The 17,362-nt window shown below is 29.3% G+C and carries 19 protein-coding genes; 1 reads left to right on the top strand and 18 read right to left on the bottom strand.

The window, feature by feature from the left end; all coding sequences use genetic code 11:
* Nucleotides 1–13: 13 nt before the first annotated feature.
* Together LGK95_RS22620 and LGK95_RS00775 are read right to left on the bottom strand one after the other, a co-directional pair.
* Nucleotides 14–217 carry a hypothetical protein gene (locus LGK95_RS22620; protein ID WP_319001878.1) on the bottom strand — a complete coding sequence of 68 codons (204 nt, stop codon included), beginning with the start codon at nt 215–217 and terminating at the stop codon, nt 14–16.
* A 42-nt stretch (nt 218–259) separates the two neighbouring features.
* Nucleotides 260–1,840: a YifB family Mg chelatase-like AAA ATPase gene (locus LGK95_RS00775; protein WP_226121746.1), complete on the bottom strand. Its 1,581-nt coding sequence runs from the start codon at nt 1,838–1,840 to the stop codon at nt 260–262.
* A gap of 182 nt (nt 1,841–2,022) precedes the next feature.
* Here LGK95_RS00775 and LGK95_RS00770 point away from each other — a divergent pair, with 182 nt between their 5' ends.
* Nucleotides 2,023–2,391 (top strand): YraN family protein, encoded by a 369-nt coding sequence (locus tag LGK95_RS00770; RefSeq protein ID WP_226121160.1) that lies wholly within the window; start codon nt 2,023–2,025, stop codon nt 2,389–2,391.
* A 68-nt stretch (nt 2,392–2,459) separates the two neighbouring features.
* Here LGK95_RS00770 and LGK95_RS00765 read toward each other — a convergent pair whose 3' ends face one another.
* The 16 genes from LGK95_RS00765 to plsX form a co-directional block, all read right to left on the bottom strand.
* Nucleotides 2,460–3,239 (bottom strand): ribonuclease HII, encoded by a 780-nt coding sequence (locus LGK95_RS00765; protein ID WP_226121744.1) that lies wholly within the window; start codon nt 3,237–3,239, stop codon nt 2,460–2,462.
* A gap of 180 nt (nt 3,240–3,419) precedes the next feature.
* Entirely contained in the window at nt 3,420–4,271 is an 852-nt protein-coding gene (ylqF, locus tag LGK95_RS00760) for a ribosome biogenesis GTPase YlqF (RefSeq protein ID WP_226121742.1), read from the bottom strand.
* Between the two features lie 7 nt (nt 4,272–4,278).
* Entirely contained in the window at nt 4,279–4,791 is a 513-nt protein-coding gene (gene lepB, locus LGK95_RS00755) for a signal peptidase I (RefSeq protein WP_226121158.1), read from the bottom strand.
* 147 nt (nt 4,792–4,938) lie between these two features.
* Nucleotides 4,939–5,286: a 50S ribosomal protein L19 gene (gene rplS, locus LGK95_RS00750; protein WP_226121156.1), complete on the bottom strand. Its 348-nt coding sequence runs from the start codon at nt 5,284–5,286 to the stop codon at nt 4,939–4,941.
* 135 nt (nt 5,287–5,421) lie between these two features.
* On the bottom strand, nt 5,422–6,183 hold the full coding sequence (trmD, locus tag LGK95_RS00745; protein ID WP_226121739.1) for a tRNA (guanosine(37)-N1)-methyltransferase TrmD: 762 nt from the start codon (nt 6,181–6,183) through the stop codon (nt 5,422–5,424).
* Nucleotides 6,180–6,671, bottom strand: coding sequence for a ribosome maturation factor RimM (gene rimM / locus LGK95_RS00740; protein WP_226121154.1), 492 nt, complete (start codon nt 6,669–6,671; stop codon nt 6,180–6,182). The genes trmD and rimM overlap by 4 nt, the downstream gene beginning before the upstream one ends.
* Before the next feature lie 82 nt (nt 6,672–6,753).
* Nucleotides 6,754–6,981 (bottom strand): KH domain-containing protein, encoded by a 228-nt coding sequence (locus LGK95_RS00735; protein WP_226121152.1) that lies wholly within the window; start codon nt 6,979–6,981, stop codon nt 6,754–6,756.
* A 33-nt stretch (nt 6,982–7,014) separates the two neighbouring features.
* A complete protein-coding gene (rpsP, locus tag LGK95_RS00730) occupies nt 7,015–7,257 on the bottom strand; it encodes a 30S ribosomal protein S16 (protein ID WP_226121149.1) in 243 nt (80 codons plus the stop codon).
* Nucleotides 7,258–7,306: 49 nt separating this feature from the next.
* Nucleotides 7,307–8,656, bottom strand: coding sequence for a signal recognition particle protein (ffh, locus tag LGK95_RS00725; RefSeq protein WP_226121147.1), 1,350 nt, complete (start codon nt 8,654–8,656; stop codon nt 7,307–7,309).
* A 10-nt stretch (nt 8,657–8,666) separates the two neighbouring features.
* Nucleotides 8,667–9,014 (bottom strand): putative DNA-binding protein, encoded by a 348-nt coding sequence (locus LGK95_RS00720; protein WP_226121145.1) that lies wholly within the window; start codon nt 9,012–9,014, stop codon nt 8,667–8,669.
* A 110-nt stretch (nt 9,015–9,124) separates the two neighbouring features.
* Complete coding sequence (gene ftsY, locus LGK95_RS00715; protein WP_226121143.1) at nt 9,125–10,036, bottom strand: signal recognition particle-docking protein FtsY; 912 nt, start codon at nt 10,034–10,036, stop codon at nt 9,125–9,127.
* A gap of 53 nt (nt 10,037–10,089) precedes the next feature.
* Complete coding sequence (gene smc / locus LGK95_RS00710) at nt 10,090–13,644, bottom strand: chromosome segregation protein SMC (protein ID WP_226121141.1); 3,555 nt, start codon at nt 13,642–13,644, stop codon at nt 10,090–10,092.
* 242 nt (nt 13,645–13,886) lie between these two features.
* Complete coding sequence (locus LGK95_RS00705) at nt 13,887–14,978, bottom strand: elongator complex protein 3 (protein WP_226121140.1); 1,092 nt, start codon at nt 14,976–14,978, stop codon at nt 13,887–13,889.
* Nucleotides 14,971–15,672 (bottom strand): ribonuclease III, encoded by a 702-nt coding sequence (gene rnc, locus LGK95_RS00700; protein ID WP_404814385.1) that lies wholly within the window; start codon nt 15,670–15,672, stop codon nt 14,971–14,973. The genes LGK95_RS00705 and rnc overlap by 8 nt, the downstream gene beginning before the upstream one ends.
* A gap of 223 nt (nt 15,673–15,895) precedes the next feature.
* A complete protein-coding gene (gene acpP, locus LGK95_RS00695; protein WP_226121737.1) occupies nt 15,896–16,129 on the bottom strand; it encodes an acyl carrier protein in 234 nt (77 codons plus the stop codon).
* Nucleotides 16,130–16,185: 56 nt separating this feature from the next.
* Nucleotides 16,186–17,193, bottom strand: a complete 1,008-nt coding sequence (gene plsX, locus LGK95_RS00690; protein WP_226121137.1) for a phosphate acyltransferase PlsX — start codon at nt 17,191–17,193, stop codon at nt 16,186–16,188.
* Between the last annotated feature and the right edge of the window lie 169 nt (nt 17,194–17,362).

Below are 17,362 nucleotides of genomic sequence, written 5' to 3'. Positions count from 1 at the left end.
TTTCATTAACCTCTCAGTTTTTTCGTACGTTATCAATTTCAATTTGGCTCCAAGCTTTTGTCAGGACGTCAATTAAGTTTTTATTAAAATATTCTGTTTTTTTATTATGTACACCATAATACCATATTTGTTGTGTACAATGGAAATCATTTATTAATTTAAGTTTATTTTTAGGTGATAATTTAACTAAAGAAAACCATATATCATAGTCATTCATTTTTTACCTCCACTACTTTATTTATTTATTTATTATTTATAATCAAACTATTCTCTCATCAATAAACTTTCTATACTCAGCCGCTTCAATTATATGTTTATCTAAAATATTTTTGCATCCATCTAGATCTGCTATAGTCCTAGCTACCTTAAGAATTCTAGAATAAGCCCTTGTACTCAGCGTAAATTTATCATACATTAATTCCATAATTTTATTAGCCATGTCATCTAAATTACAATATTTTTTAATTTGCTTTTGACTCATCTCTGCATTGCAGTGAATTCCTTCCGTACTAAATCTTGTTTCTTGAATATGTCTTGCTTGTTCTACTCTTTTTTTAATAACCTTAGACTTTTCACTTTTTTCACCACTAACTATTTTTTTATAAGGAAGAAAATTTACTGCAGTAAATATATCAATTCGATCTAGTAGTGGTCCCGATAGTTTGCTCAAATATCTTCGCCTTTCATAATCACTACAGCTACATTGCCTCTCATAAGATCCATAATATCCACAAGGACATGGGTTTAATGCACTTACAAACATGAAGTTTGATGGGTATTCTATTGTTCCATTAATTCTTGAGATGCTAATTTTTCTCTCTTCTAAAGGCTGCCTTAATATTTCTAATACATTTTTTCTGAACTCTAATATTTCATCTAAAAATAATACACCTTTGTGTGCTAGCGAAATTTCTCCAGGTATTATTTTATTCCCACCCCCAACAAATGCAATCCGTGATATAGTATGATGCGGACTCCTAAAAGGTCTTTGTAAAATAATTCTTTCTCCATCACCAAGCTTTCCAGAGACACTATAAATTTTTGTAACTTCTAATGACTCTGCTTGACTTAAGGGAGGCAATATAGTTGGAATCCTCTTAGCCATCATTGATTTGCCAGAACCTGGTGGTCCATACATAAGCAAATTATGACCTCCTGCAGCCGCTACTTCTATAGCACGTTTTGAACTTTCCTGTCCAAAAACATCTTCATAATCTAACTCCCCATTTATTAGTATCTCCTCATTATTGGATCTCTCATAAGGCATTAAATCCTTATAATTAAAATAATCTACTACTTGCTTTAAATTATCTAAAGCATATATCTTTGCAGATTTAACAAGACTACATTCCTCTGCATTATCTGTAGGGACTATAAAGTTTTCAATTTCATTTTCTACTCCTTCCATAACTACAGGTAATGAGCCCCTTACTTTTTTTAATTTACCGGATAAAGATAATTCTCCTATAAAAAGGTAATCACTAATATCATTAATGTTTATTTGTTTAGTTGCAAGGAGGATCCCTACAGCTATTGGTAAATCAAATAGAGAACCTTCTTTTTTAATATCAGCTGGTGCTAAATTTATTGTTATTCTACTTACGGGGAAATCAAAGCCTGAGTTTAATATTGCAGACCGTACTCTCTCCTTTGATTCTTTAACTGAAACATCTGCAAGTCCAACAATGTTTAAAGCAGGTAGTCCTCGAGTAATATCGATTTCGACTGTAACTAAAACGCCATTAATTCCTGTAAATGCAGCTGACATAATTTGTATTGCCATTTTATCACCCTTACCTTTATTAATTCTTATTTCATGATTATTGACATAATTACAAATAAAATAACTTTCATTAATAATTTTTATTGAATTTAATTATGTTTACTTTTTAGGTACTTAACATAATTTTTAATATGTAAACCAAATAACTAATATTTGATTAAGTTACAAATATTGTGTTGATTTTCAAGCTTTTATAACTTACTATAGGTATAATATAAATTTAAGAAAGGATGTTTTCAATGAAGGCTTTCAATAAAGATATCGGTGCACTTGGTGAAGATATATCCGAAAACTATTTAAGAGATTTAGATTATAAAATTTTAGATAAAAACTTCAGGTGCAAATGTGGTGAAATAGATTTAATAGCAAAATATAAAGGTTTTATCTGCTTTATAGAAGTGAAAAGTAGGTATGGAATAAATTTTGGTACACCAGCTGAAGCAGTTACTTCTACTAAACAACATAAAATTTATAAAACAGCGCAGTTTTATATTTTACAAAAAAAATTAAATAACTCGAATTTTAGATTTGATGTTATTGAAGTTATCCTAAATAATGCTAATAATGATTTCAACATCAACCATATTAAGGACGCTTTCCAGGCTTAATTATTAGACTATAAAACAAAATTTACAAATCCACCTTTTAAATTCGGAGTGAATTTGTAAATTTTATATTAATTATTATTTTCTTCACCTAATATGTTTTTCAGAAAACTTTTTCTATGTAATGCAATAATTCCGTGTTCTTTTATTGCACTCACATGTTCCTTTGTACCGTAACCAACATTTTTATTGAATCCATAGTTTGGATATTCATTGTGATACTGTAACATCAATTCATCCCTATACACTTTTGCAATAATAGACGCACATGCTATACTTATACTTAATGTATCCCCTTTTATTACAAACTCATTTAGATCTGAATAATTTTTTATTTTATATCCATCACTTAAAACTAAATCTGGTTTGATACTAAGTCCATTACAGGATTCAATAAATACTTGATTATTACACCAAGCAATGCCTTTTTCATCAATTTGTTTATTATCAATAGCAGTAATTTTATAGGCTAAGGCTTTCTCTTTAATGATATAAGATAATTCTTTTCTGCAATCTATTGATAATTTTTTAGAATCATTTGCTCTTAAAATTAGATCCTTATCCTCATCCGATTCCAGGTCTAATATTACTGCTGCAGCAACTATTGGTCCAGCTAAAGGCCCCCGCCCAACCTCATCTACCCCAGCTATATATTTGTGGTTTCCAAAACTTCTGTCGAATTTATACATTTTTCTTACTCTCTGAATTTCTTTTGCTTTTAGCTCTAACCTTTTGGACATTTTACTACCTAACTTTTGAACAGTTTTCCTATCGTCTCGTAAAAGCATATTTAATATATTTTCACTATAATTATTATTGCAATCGTTTACAGTATTCTCTATGTCTAACATATTTGCACATATTTCTTTGTAAGTCATTTTAGAAAAATCAATATTAAACGTCATGGTATTCTCTCCTTAGTAATTTTAAATTATCTTAATAAGACATCTTAAAAAATAAATATAAATCTGACTATTTATTTTTCTAGATGCCACCTAAATCTAAACAATCTATTAATATTATAAATAAATCTACTCTAAGTCTACTCGTTCTAACGATATAGGCCCCAATTTTCCACCTCTAAATTCATCTAGAAGCATAACGGCTACTCTATTATAGTCAATATTACCTCCAGAAATTACAGCTCCCCTTTTTTTACCTATATTATCTAAATTATCTAAAGGATTTTCCATGATTTCCGAAAGTTTATATCTTTCCATTAACCGTTGTGCATTATTAGTTTGAAGTCTTTCTACTAATCTAAGTGCTAATTCTTCTATATCTATAACCTCATCTTTTACTGCACCTGTAAATGCCAAATTAAGTCCAACTGTCTCATCTTCAAATCTAGGCCATAATACCCCTGGAGTATCCATTAGCTCTATTCCTAAGCTAGTTTTTACCCATTGCTTAGTTTTGGTAACCCCTGGTCTATCTCCAGTTTTAGTAATGTTATTTTTCCCTAATTTGTTTATAAAAGAAGATTTACCAACATTAGGTATACCAACTACCATGACTCTCGTAACTATATTAACTAACCCTTTTTTTCTTTGTCTATCATGCTTTTGTTTCAATAACTCATCAAGAGTGATTTTTATACTTTTTAACCCTTGACCTGTAATACAATTAACGGCGAGTGGCCTTACAGTATCAGTTGTAAGCTTTTCTATCCATTGTTTAGTAACTTTGTCTTCAGCTAGATCACTCTTATTTAACAAAATAACTCTAGGCTTATCTTTGCATATTTCATCGATTTGTGGATTTGCACTCGACTTAACTATCCTTGCATCTCTAATTTCTATTACAGCATCAACGAGTTTTAAACTCTCCTGAATTTGTCTTCTTGTTTTCGCCATATGACCTGGAAACCAATTTATTTTCATAGCCATTTTATCTAATCCTCCCCATTTTATTGAATGGATAAAGTCTTATAATTACTTTTCCTTCCAAAAGATTGAGTTTTACAAACCCGATATCGCTACTTCGACTATCTTTACTATAATTTCTATTATCACCAAGAACAAAAATTGAGTCTTGTGGCACTAGAGCTTCATCATAGTCTTTCATAACACGTTCATTTTTATAATACTCATTAATAATCTTACCATTTATGTACAATACATTATCGCTAATTTTAACTTTATCACCAGCAACTGCTATAACCCTTTTTATTAGTCTTTGGCTTATATCAGCAGGATATTTTATAACCACAATTTCATTTTTCTTAACATCTTTTAATTGATTAGATTTTGTTTCAAGTAACAATTTGTCATTGTTTTGCATCGTAGGAATCATGGATTCGCCACTTACAGTTACTATTTGAAATGTGAAATTTATAATAAATACAGCTATCAAAAGTAAAATTGCTGTATATTTTGCTAATCTAAAAGTTTTTCTTATCAATACATGCACCTACTTATTAATCTACTATGTAGCTTCAACTACTTAAATTGCATAATTGAGATTTTTAAAAAGTTATGTATATCAAAATATTATGTCTATCTAAATGAAATATGTGTAAATGTAAAAAGGGACTTTTCAGCCCCAATTTTATCTCATTTTTTCTTTAACCTTTGCAGACTTACCAACTCTATCTCTTAAGTAAAATAGTTTAGCTCTTCTAACTTTACCTAGTCTTACAATTTCAATCTTTTCTATTACTGGAGCGTTTACTGGGAATGTTTTTTCAACACCAACACCAGATGCTACTCTTCTTACTGTGAAAGATTCTCTTAAGCCACCATTCTGTCTTTTAAGAACGGTTCCCTCAAATACTTGAATTCTTTCCTTGTTACCTTCACTGATTTTAATGTGAACCTTAACAGTATCACCTACGTGAAAATCTGGTAAATCAGTTCTAATTTGTTCTTGTTCAATTGCTCTTATAATATCTAACATGTGCATTCCCTCCTAAAATTTTATTGTGACGTTCTTGCTCATTATGATATGACAGAGGACCGTCCGTACTAGCACAAACTATATTTTAACATAAAAAAATATATATATCAATATAAAAATATCTTTTATACCTAATTACAAGATATTTTTATATTTAATTAAATCTGATGTTATATCAGATTTTGTGTCTACATTACTTAATAGTTTTTTATCTTCCTTTGAAAGATTAAGTTTCTGAAATAAATCCGGCCTTTTTTCTTTAGTTATTAGTAATGATTGTAGTCTTCTCCATTTTCGTATATTTTCATGATGACCCGAAATTAATACCTCAGGAACCTTTTTACCCTCAAAACATTCTGGTCTTGTATAATGTGGATATTCTAATACTCCATCATAAAAAGACTCTTCCGTGTAGCTCTCAGTGCAGGATAATACCCCTGGAATTAACCTACATATACTATCAACTATAGGTATACATGCCATTTCTCCGCCTGTCAAAACATAATCTCCAAGTGAAATTTCCATATCTATATAATCATAGTTTCTCTCATCAATTCCTTCATAATGACCGCATACAAATATTAATTCTTTTTCCATGCATAGTTTTTTTGCAATATCTTGAGTAAAAGTTTTACCCCTTGGTCCCAAAAATATCACCTTTCCACCATTGTGTAGCTTAATATCCTTAATACTATCAACTAATGGTTGAGTTAGCATAACCATACCTGCGCCACCACCATATGGAGAATCATCTACTTTTTTATGTTTGTTTAAAGAATAATCGCGAATATTATGTGATGAAATATTTATTATATTGTTTTCTATTGCTTTGCCTATCATACTATAATTAAATACTTCAAACATTTCAGGGAATAACGTTAATATATCTATTTTCATTCTTGCCATTCTTTTACTGGCTTAATTATTATTATGTGCTTATCAATATCTATGCTAACTATGATATCCTTAAGCACTGGAATAAGCACTTCTTTTTTTCCCTTAACCCAATATACATCATTACCTGGTGTATTAAGAACATCAAATACTTTTCCAAGTTCTTCTCCGCCTTCTTCGAAAACGCTACACTCTAATATATCAGCCACATAATAGCTTCCCTCTGATAATTTAACTGCATCTTCTCTTTTAACCATCAAGTACTTGTTTCTGTATGTTTCTGCTTGTTCTATGCTATCTATGCCTTCAATTTTAAGTATTACTTTATCTGCTTGAAGTTTACAACCTTCAACTTTTCTAATTTCACCATCAATATACACATTTTTTATTTTTTTAAACCGTTCAAGACTATCAGTTAATGAAAAAACTTTAACTTCACCCTTTAACCCATGTGTTTTACCAATCTGTCCTACACTCATAAAATCTTTCATACAAAATCCTCCTTTCAAAATTACTTATATTATATATAAAATAAAAATTTAATTAAAATAAGAGTTAGGCAGAACCTAACTCTTACTTTATTTCAACAACCACTTTTTTATTTTCCTTAACAGCGGCTGCCTTTACAACAGTTCGAATAGCTTTAGCTATTCTTCCTTGCTTTCCTATAACTTTCCCCATATCTACATGTGCTACAGATAATTCAAGAAGTACCATATGCTCATGTTCTACTTCGTTTACTACCACCATTTCTGGTTTATCAACTAAATATTTTGCCAATACTTCAAGTAACTGTTTCATGGAAAACTCCTCCATTCATTACTTACAACTTTTCTAGTTGACTGCTATTTTGCTAAGTAACCTTTTAACTGTATCAGATGGTTGTGCACCATTCTTCATCCACTTAGTTGCTTTTTCAACATCTATTTTAATAGTAGTTGGCTCTGTTGTTGGGTTATAATATCCTATTTCTTCAATAAATTTTCCATCTCTAGGAGCTCTTGAATCTGCAACTACCACTCTATAAAATGGAGCATGTTTAGCACCCATTCTTTTTAATCTTATTTTAACTGCCACGTATATCACCTCCTTAAATGTAAATTTGTCTATTATTCTAAGTATTTTATTAAAAAGGCATTTTACCAAACAAACCTTTTTTACCGGGTTTTTGGAAACCTTTTGCTTGTTTCATAAATTTTTTCATCATCTCAAAGTCTTTTAACAACTTATTAACTTGTTGTACTAAAGTACCTGAACCATTGGCAATTCTTTTTTTTCTAGAAGAAGATCCACTAACTATATTAGGATGTTTTCTTTCCGAGACAGTCATTGACCTTATGATAGCTTCGACTTTCCCCATATCTTTTTCACTTTTAGATAAATCTACACCTTTTAATTCTTTTTTATTTACACCAGGCATCATTTCAACCAATTTGTTCAATGGTCCAAGTTTTTTCATTTGTTGCATCGATGCTAAAAAATCATCTAAATTAAACTCTTGAGACATCATTCTGCTTCCAAGTTCTTTGGCTTCATTTTCATCAATAGATTGTTGTGCTTTTTCTATTAATGAAAGCACATCACCCATACCAAGTATTCTTGATGCCATTCTATCCGGATAGAAAACTTCCAGATCATTCATTTTTTCGCCAGCGCCAACAAATTTTATGGTTTTTCCAGTTATTGCTTTAATAGATAGTGCTGCTCCACCTCTTGTATCTCCATCTAACTTAGTCAAAATTACACCAGTTATATCTAGCTGTGAATTAAAACTCTCTGCTACATTTACTGCATCCTGACCTGTCATGGAATCTACAACTAACATTATTTCATTTGGCTCGACATTAGATTTTATATCTTGAAGTTCATTCATTAAAATTTCGTCTATATGAAGTCTTCCTGCTGTATCTATAATTACTACATTATTTCCATTTTCTTTTGCAAATGCTACTGATGCTTTTGCTATATCTACAGGACTAACTTTATCTCCCATAGTAAATACTGGAACATCAATTTGCTTACCTACTACCTCTAATTGTTTAATTGCAGCTGGCCTATATACATCACAAGCAACTAATAATGGCTTTTTATTTTTTCTTTTAAGTGAAAGAGCAAGTTTCCCACCCATTGTGGTTTTACCTGCACCTTGTAGTCCAACTAACATAATAACTGTTAAGCCCGTAGTTGAAAACTCTAACTTACTTTCTGAATTACCCATAAGGTCTGTTAGCTCATCATTAACTATTTTTATAACTTGTTGACCAGGTGTTAGGCTTTCTAACACTCCATTACCTAAACATTTTTCACTAACTTTTTTCACAAAATCTTTAACTACTTTATAATTAACATCCGCTTCAAGCAATGCTAATTTTACTTCTCTCATAGCATCTTTAATATCTTTTTCGGAAAGCTTACCCTTACCTTTTAATTTTTTTATGGTATCCTGTAACTTAGAAGATAACCCTTCAAATGCCATAATAAACCTCCTAAATATTTTCAATAATCTGGGCTTTGATATCACATATAAACTGATTTGTTTTTTCATCTTTTATATTTATCTGTAAATCATCTAATTTCAATATAATGTTTTTTAATGTGTCTTTTAATTTATAGTCTTTATTTAATAATTTTAATTTTTCTTCATATACTAAAAGCAAATTATCAGATCTTTTAATAGTATCATGAATAGCTTGCCTGCTAGTATTATTTATCTCTGCTATTTCTGATAGAGACAAATCATTATTAAAATATAAATCCATTATGTTTCTTTGCTTTTCAGTAAGCAATACACCATAAAAATCTAGTAATAGGGAAATTTCAAATCTTTTTTCCATTTCATCACCGACTCACAAATAATATAATATCAGAATTTAAATGAGGTGTCAAGTAGTTTTACTTAACAGGTAAATGTTTTTATAAAAACTTACCATCTAAAATTTATATTTTATAATAATGCCTCTACAAAATCTTTAGAATTAAACACTTGTAAATCATCTACACCTTCACCTACGCCTATATATTTAACAGGTATATTAAGTTGTTTTTTTATTGATATAACAACTCCACCTTTAGCTGTACCATCTAATTTAGTCAATATTATGCCATCAATTGGGCATATATCCATAAATTGTTTAGCTTGCTGTACCCCGTTTTGCCCTGTTGTAGCATCAATTACCAGTAAAGTTTCCATAAGTGCTTCGCTATACTCGCGCTTAATCACTCTAGTTATTTTTGCTAATTCATCCATAAGATTTTTTTTGTTATGAAGTCTACCTGCCGTATCACATATTAAAACATCTACTTTCCTTGCTTTGGCTGCTTGAACAGCATCGAAAACTACAGCTGCGGGATCCGACCCCTCTTGATGTTTTATTAATGCCACGCCTGCTCTTTTACTCCAAATTTCTAACTGATCAATTGCTGCAGCTCTAAATGTATCTGCTGCAGCAATAAGAACTTTATATTTTTCATCTTTTAGCGTTGCTGCAATTTTACCAATGGACGTAGTTTTTCCTACTCCATTAACACCAATTACTAAAATCACCTTCGGGAATTCTTGTGGTTTTACCTGATTTTCATTCTCACCTAATATATCAATTATGACTTCCTTTAAACAGGGTATTATTTGTGCTGGGTCCTTTATTTTATTATCTTTTACCCTTATTTTGAGTTTTTCAATAACATAAATGGAAGTTTCCACACCAATATCTGATGTAATTAATATTTCTTCTAATTCTTCATATAAATCGTCATCAATTATAATAGCCAAATTCAGTACTTCACTAACTTTTTGATTAATACTATTTCTAGTCTTTGCAAGTCCACCTTTTAATTTATCAAAAAATCCTCCAAACATCAATACTCCTCCTTGTTTGCATTTTGTGACATAAATCAGTTGTTATGAATTACTTACTTGTTAAAATCTACAGATACTATTTTTGACACTCCTTTTTCCTCCATGGTAACGCCATACAAAACATCTCCAGCTTCCATCGTTCCTTTTCTGTGGGTTATTATAATAAACTGAACATTATCAGAAAATCTTTTTAAAAATTCTGCATATCTAACTACATTTGCATCGTCAAGTGCTGCCTCTATCTCATCTAAAATACAAAATGGTGTTGGTTTCATTTTTAATATAGCAAATAACAATGCAATTGCTGATAGAACTTTTTCTCCACCAGACATTAAATTTATATTTTGAAGTTTTTTTCCTGGTGGTTGCACATTAATATCAATTTTTGCTGTAAGTTCATCTCCTTCTGTAAGGATTAAATCTGCACTTCCCCCTTTAAACAATTCGGTGAATGTCTCATTAAAGTTTTGCCTTAATATGACGAAGTTCTCTGCGAATATTTTTTTCATTCTTTCAGTCATTTCATGTATAACAGTTAATAATTCGTTTTTAGCTAACACCAAATCCTCTTTTTGACCATCCATAAAGGTAAATTTATCTTTAACTTCTTTATATTCTTCTATTGCACTTACATTTATCTTTCCAAGCATAGATATTTCACCTTTTAATGCTATTATTTCCTTTTTTAGCTTATCAATATCTTTAATCTCATTTTTAAATTGCAACGCTTCTGCGAATGTTAACTCAAAATCCTTATTCAACTTTTCATAATAAGTTTCCTTTTCCATCTCAACTTTCGCAAGAGATAGTTCACATTTATATAAATTTTTCTCGTTTTTTTCAAGGGTTAGTGATACATCGTCTAATTTTTCACCAGTTATTCTAATATACTCTTTAATTTTAATTCTTTGAATTTCATTATCTTCAAAATTTTTCTCCATCTTTTCTAATATAGTTTTTATCTCATTTATTTTTTTATGACAATCTCGAATTGATAATGTACTTGTGTTTTTATTTTTCATTGCTTCTTCTACTTCTTTAGAACATATAATTATCTTTTTATTATATACAAATATTTCATCATTTAGTCTTTGAATTTCAGTTCGTTTATTATTTATTGTTTCATCAATTTTAGCTTTTTTTATTTTAGCATTAATAATTATTTCTTTTATATTCTCGATTTCTAACAATTTATCTTTCAATTTATAATCAACTTTATTAATGTTTTGTTGTATTTCTTGTATTTCAACTGTATATTTAGAAACAGCTATATTCTTATCTTTAATTTCCTTATTGGCTTGTATAATTTTATTATCTTCCAAGCTTTTTTCTGTTTGTAATCTCTCCATATTGTTTTTTAATCTTTGAGTTTCAGTTTTTATTGCATTTATTTTAGCTTCCATCTTAGTAACTTCAATATTTTGTGAATGAACCTTATTCATTATATTTATATTTTCTTCATCTAATTTTTCAATTGAAAATTTGCTCCTTTTTATTTTATCTAACTCATTAGACAATTCATGCTTTAAAATGGTTAAATTCTTAGCCAGCTCTTTTATTTCTCTTTTTCTTCCAATTATACTTGAAGTTTTTGAATACACGCTTCCACCAGTTAATGACCCACCCACATTTATAATTTCTCCAGTTAATGTAACAATTCTGAAACGGAAACTATTAATTTTAGCTATTTCTAGGGCCGAGTCCATATCTTTACATATAATTGTCCTTCCTAGAATAAATGTTATAACTTCACTAAACTTTTCATCATAACCTATTAGTTCACTAGCAATTCCAATATAACCAAGATTATTTTTAGTTTTATTATCCATTGTAAGCTTCTTACCCTTTATAATGTTTAAAGGCAAAAATGTAGCTCTACCAAGATTGTTTGTTTTTAAATAACTAATTAAGGTTTTTGCTACACTCTCATCTTTAGTTATTATGTGTGATATATTACCGCCTAAAGCAATTTCTACAGCCACTTCTAAGCTCTTTTCAACCTTTATGATTTCTCCAACTACAAAACATTCATGAATACTGCCTACTCGGCCTTCATTAACATTTTGCATTAAATTTTTTACCGATCTGTTATAACCCTCATGTTTTTTTTCTAAAGTAGTTAATACATTGAAATTAGCTTCATTTTTATTAATTTTAAAATTACAGTTTTTCATTGAACTTTCATCATTATATAAAAGGCTTTGAAGCTTTATATTTCTGTTTTTATTTTCTTTAACCTTACTTTGATAACTAACTATTAAGTCTTTGAATTCTTCCATCTGTTTTTCAAACATTGTATTTGTAGTAGCATTATTTTTTATTGAACTACAAAAATCTTCAATATTATTTTTAAGTGTATGAACTCTTGTATTAGATATATTTATATTATTATTTAAAATTAATAAACTATTCGTAGCATTGTTAGTTAATGTAATATTGCTTTGCTGCTTTTCCTTAAAAGTTTTAGCTTCAGAACTATCAATTGCTATATTATTTTGAATACTTTCAATCTTTATTTCTCCTGATTGAATTTTTTCTACTATTTCAATTTGAGTTTTTATTATAATATTTAAAGAATTCTCTGTTTTATCAAGATTACTTTTAAATTCTTGAACATTTTTATGAATAACATCGCTCTCATTTGATGTTTTACTAATTGTTCTATCTAAATTCTCAATTCTTTCATTTAGAATATTTATTTCAGAATTAGTATTTTGATAAATTAACTTATTATCGTAATATACTTGTTTTTCTTCCTGGTTCTTATTCTCAAACTTTTCAAATTTACTATTCCAGTCTAGAGCATCTTTCTTTAGCTGATTTTTCCCTTCAGTGCTTTTTATAACTTCATCTTTTAGTTTGACACCTTCGTTATGTAATCTTTTATTTTTTTCTTCAACTTTATATATGGAATCAATAATTATGCTAACTTCTTTACTCTTGAGTTCTTCAAATAATGTTATAAACTTTTTTGCCTTTAGACTTTCGTTCATTAATGGCTCTAGTCTTTCCTCATAAGTACTTAAGATATCTTTTATTCTAATTAAGTTCTGATCAGTACTATCTAATCTCTTTTCTGCTTCTTCTTTTCTAGTCTTAAACTTTACAATTCCCGCGGCCTCTTCAAATAATTTTCTTCTTTCTTCCGCTTTTCCACTTAATATAGCATCTATTTTCCCTTGACCAATGATTGAGTAACCTTCTTTTCCTATGCCTGTATCCATAAAAAGCTGTTGAACATCCTTTAACCTGCAGCTTGTATTGTTTATTAAATATTCACTTTCACCTGAACGATATAATCTTCTTGATATCGTAACATTAGAATAATCTATATCCAGTTCGCATTCACTATTATCTAAAGTAAGAGAAACCTGAGCCAAGCTCACTGGCTTTCTAAACTGTGTGCCTGCAAATATAACATCCTCCATTTTATCTCCTCTTAGACTTCGTGCACTTTGTTCTCCAAGCACCCATCTAACAGCATCAGATATATTGCTTTTACCACTTCCATTAGGGCCTACTACTGCTGTAATACCCTTTTTAAAGGTTAATTCTGTTTTATCTGCAAAGGATTTAAATCCTCTTATTTCAATAGATTTTAAGAACATTGAAACACTCTCCTATTTTACCCCAATAACATTGGTAATACAAAACTTAAAGTAAAAATAACGATTATACTATAAATTAATATTCTTGTATACTTATCTCTTTTTTTCCTTTTCATAATTCACCTCATATTATTATTTTTATATACTTTAATATAAATAAAGTATATATTACTCCAACTCGATCAACGTAATATATACTCATTTAAGATGTTAAGGATATAAATTTTATTTTATATAATAAATTAAAACTTTTCTATATATTTTATGTACACATATTCATATATAGTCATGGTAATACATTTTTCTTTTAAACATATACTAATACTTCCACGATTAATTGTAGTATCTTGTAATACCTCTATTGAAACTTTTCCTATCTGCTTTTTCATGTCATTAAAAAAACTTTTACCATTAGCATAAAGCTTTGAAATATCCTTTGGATTTATTTTAACTAGAAATTCATTAAAAGGAATGACCTTTTTAAAATTTTTATTGATAACATCATATAATAGCTCATTATATATACTACCTTCAACTAGTTCCCCAAATGCGGGATGAAATGGTCCTGCAACCAAATCGTGACCTTCTGAGATCTCCTCAGTGGGCTGTAATCCTATCCTGATAACATCTATTTGATTTGCAACCATCATAATGTAAATAATTTTACTTATATTTACTGCTTCACTTAATGAATAAGGCTTAAATTTATGCTCTATATACATTTTTTCCATATGTGTATCTTTAATTACAAGAGCCGGATATATTCGACAAATATCTGGCTTAAGGTCTATAGCTCTTTTAGCCGTCTCAATATCTTTATTTATATTATCTCCTGGGAGACCTATCATGATTTGATGCCCTAATGTAAAACCATACTGCTTTATTAGATTTGATGCATTCTCTACATCAATTGCAGTATGCCCCCTACCAGATTTTAGTAACACCTCTTCATCCATCGATTGTACTCCGAGTTCTATAATATCTACAGAGTAATTTTTTAAATTTTGTAATACATTATCATCTATATAATCTGGTCTTGTAGATAATCTAATGAATTTTATTTTGTTATTATCTTTAAACATTTTTGCAACAGTTAAAAGTTCTATCTGTTTTTCTGTTTTTATAGCTGTGAATGTTCCTCCAAAAAATGATACCTCTATAACAGCATCTTCATTATTTATTGTTTGCAAATACTGATTTACTGTTTGCTCAACGTACATTGCATCGACTTTTGTTGATGCACCTGTTATGCTATTTTGATTGCAGAAAACACACTCATGTGGACAACCTTCATGCGGAACAAAAATGGGAATAATATAATGTGCGTTACTCATGCAAATCCACCTGATTAACCATAACCTCTTTGGCTGCATTTTGCTCTGCTTCTTTTTTACTGAATCCTTGGCCTGATCCTTTTATAGAATTATTTACTAATACATTAACGAAAAAAATTCTTCTATGAGGTGGTCCTTCAAATTTTACAAGTTCATATCGAATATTCACTTCTCCATTTTGCTGAAATATTTCTTGAAGTTTAGTCTTATAATCCAAAATTATCTCATTACTAATTGCTTTCTCAATTGTTGCTTTAAAGTTATTTAATATAAACAATTTAGAATATTCTATTCCCTTATCCAAATATATAGCAGCAATAACTGCTTCAACACAATCAGCCAAAATTGAAACTCTATTTCTACCGCCAGTAATTTCTTCACCTTTACTCATGTTCATGTACATTCCTAGTTCCCAACTGCATGCAATATCGCATAGAGAATTTTCACAGACAATAAGAGATCTAATTTTAGTTAAATATCCTTCAGGTTTTTCATTAAACCGACTATATAAATATTCGGATATTACAAGTTGTAACACAGAATCACCCAAAAACTCAAGCCTCTCATTAAAAACAACCTTTTTTTTCTGATTTGCATATGAACTATGAGTTATTGCATTTTTTAATAGTTCCTTATCACTAAAATTTAATTCTAGTTTTTTCTCAAGATCTTGTAATTTTATATCACTTTTCATAATCAATACTCCTTTTCGGAAGTTTATTTAAATACGTTTATTTCACAATATTTTTTTGTCATTATGTTCATGTATATTGGAATAATTCTTCAAGTTTATTCTTCAATTTACTTGGATTTTTCTTATAACACAATTTATATAGCAGTTGTTTTTCAGCTTTTTTATAGTAAATTCAAAAATAAGTTTGAAAAGCTAAGGCCCGCATGTTCTGTGGAGCCTTATATTATTCTTCAGAATGCGCTTTAACATATTCAACTATATCTCCAACATTCACAATTTTCTCAACATCTTCATCAGGAATTTCTATGTCATACTTCTCCTCGAGTGCCATAATTAGTTCTACAATATCAAGAGAGTCAGCGCCTAAATCATTCATAAAAGATGATTCCATTTTTATTTCTTCTTCATCTATGCCTAGTTGCAATGCTATACATTCTCTAATTTTTTCAAACATAATATTTTCACCTCCCTACATTTGCATATTATATATAATATTTATTACAAATAATCACTTTATGATTTTTCTTGCACAGATAGTTTCTCTATTTCCTTTTTTAATTTCTCTACAACCTTGTTGTCATAAAATATAGTAGCCTGTTTAATTGCATTTTTAAAAGCTTTCGCATCTGAACTTCCATGAGCTTTTATACAAATACCATTTACTCCTAAAAAAGCAGCTCCACCATATTCTTTATAATCAAAGTCCTTTTTAAATTTTCTAAAAACTGGTTTTAATAAGACACCTCCAATTTTAGTCCTGAAAGAGCCCATTATTCCCATTTTTAATGAATCAAATATATTTGCAACTGTGCCTTCATATAATTTCAGAATTACATTTCCTGTAAATCCATCACAAACTAAAACATTAACGTCTCCAGTTGGTATATCTCTAGCCTCCACGTTTCCTACAAAATTTAAATTTGCCTGCTTTAGTAATTTATGTGTTGATTTTGCAAGTTCATTGCCCTTTTCTTCTTCAGCTCCTATATTCACAAGACCTACAGATGGGTTATCTATTTTTAGAATGTTTTCAAAATATATTTTTCCCATTATTCCAAACTGAAGTAAATAATTAGGTTTACATTCTGAGTTTGCACCACAATCAATTATCATAAAAGGCCTATTTTTACCTGGAACTACCGGTGCTAAGGCGGGTCTATCAATACCTTTTATTCTTCCTACTATTAGTGTACATCCTGCTAAAAAAGCACCAGTACTTCCTGCTGAAATTATAGCATCTGCATCTCCACTTTTCACAAGATTTAAAGCTTTTACTAAACTAGAATCCTTCTTGCGTTTAATGGCAATTACAGGATGTTCACTTAGACTAATAGTTTCTTTAGCATCCACAATTTTTATTTTGTTACTATCATAATTATATTTTTTTAACTCTTCTCCAATTAAATCTTCAGGTCCAGTTATTAATATATTTATATCATATTCTTTTATAGCTGCAATACAACCTTCAACAACAGCATTTGGAGAAAAATCCCCACCCATTCCATCTACAACAACTACCATCTTAAACCCTCACTTTAAATGTGCCCTATATATATTATTTTATCTTCATTTATTTTATCTTATTTATATTATATACCATATTACACAAATCTCTAGTATTAATAATGCTAGAATACAAATATAATTATATTTTAAGTTTATAAATGCATTTAAAAATAAAAAAAAGAAA

The sequence above is a fragment of the Clostridium algoriphilum genome, assembly GCF_020443705.1.
In the GTDB taxonomy this organism is placed as follows: domain Bacteria; phylum Bacillota; class Clostridia; order Clostridiales; family Clostridiaceae; genus Clostridium_AD; species Clostridium_AD algoriphilum.
Note: the sequence above shows the minus strand (reverse complement) of the source record. Positions and strands in the feature narration are given on the sequence as shown.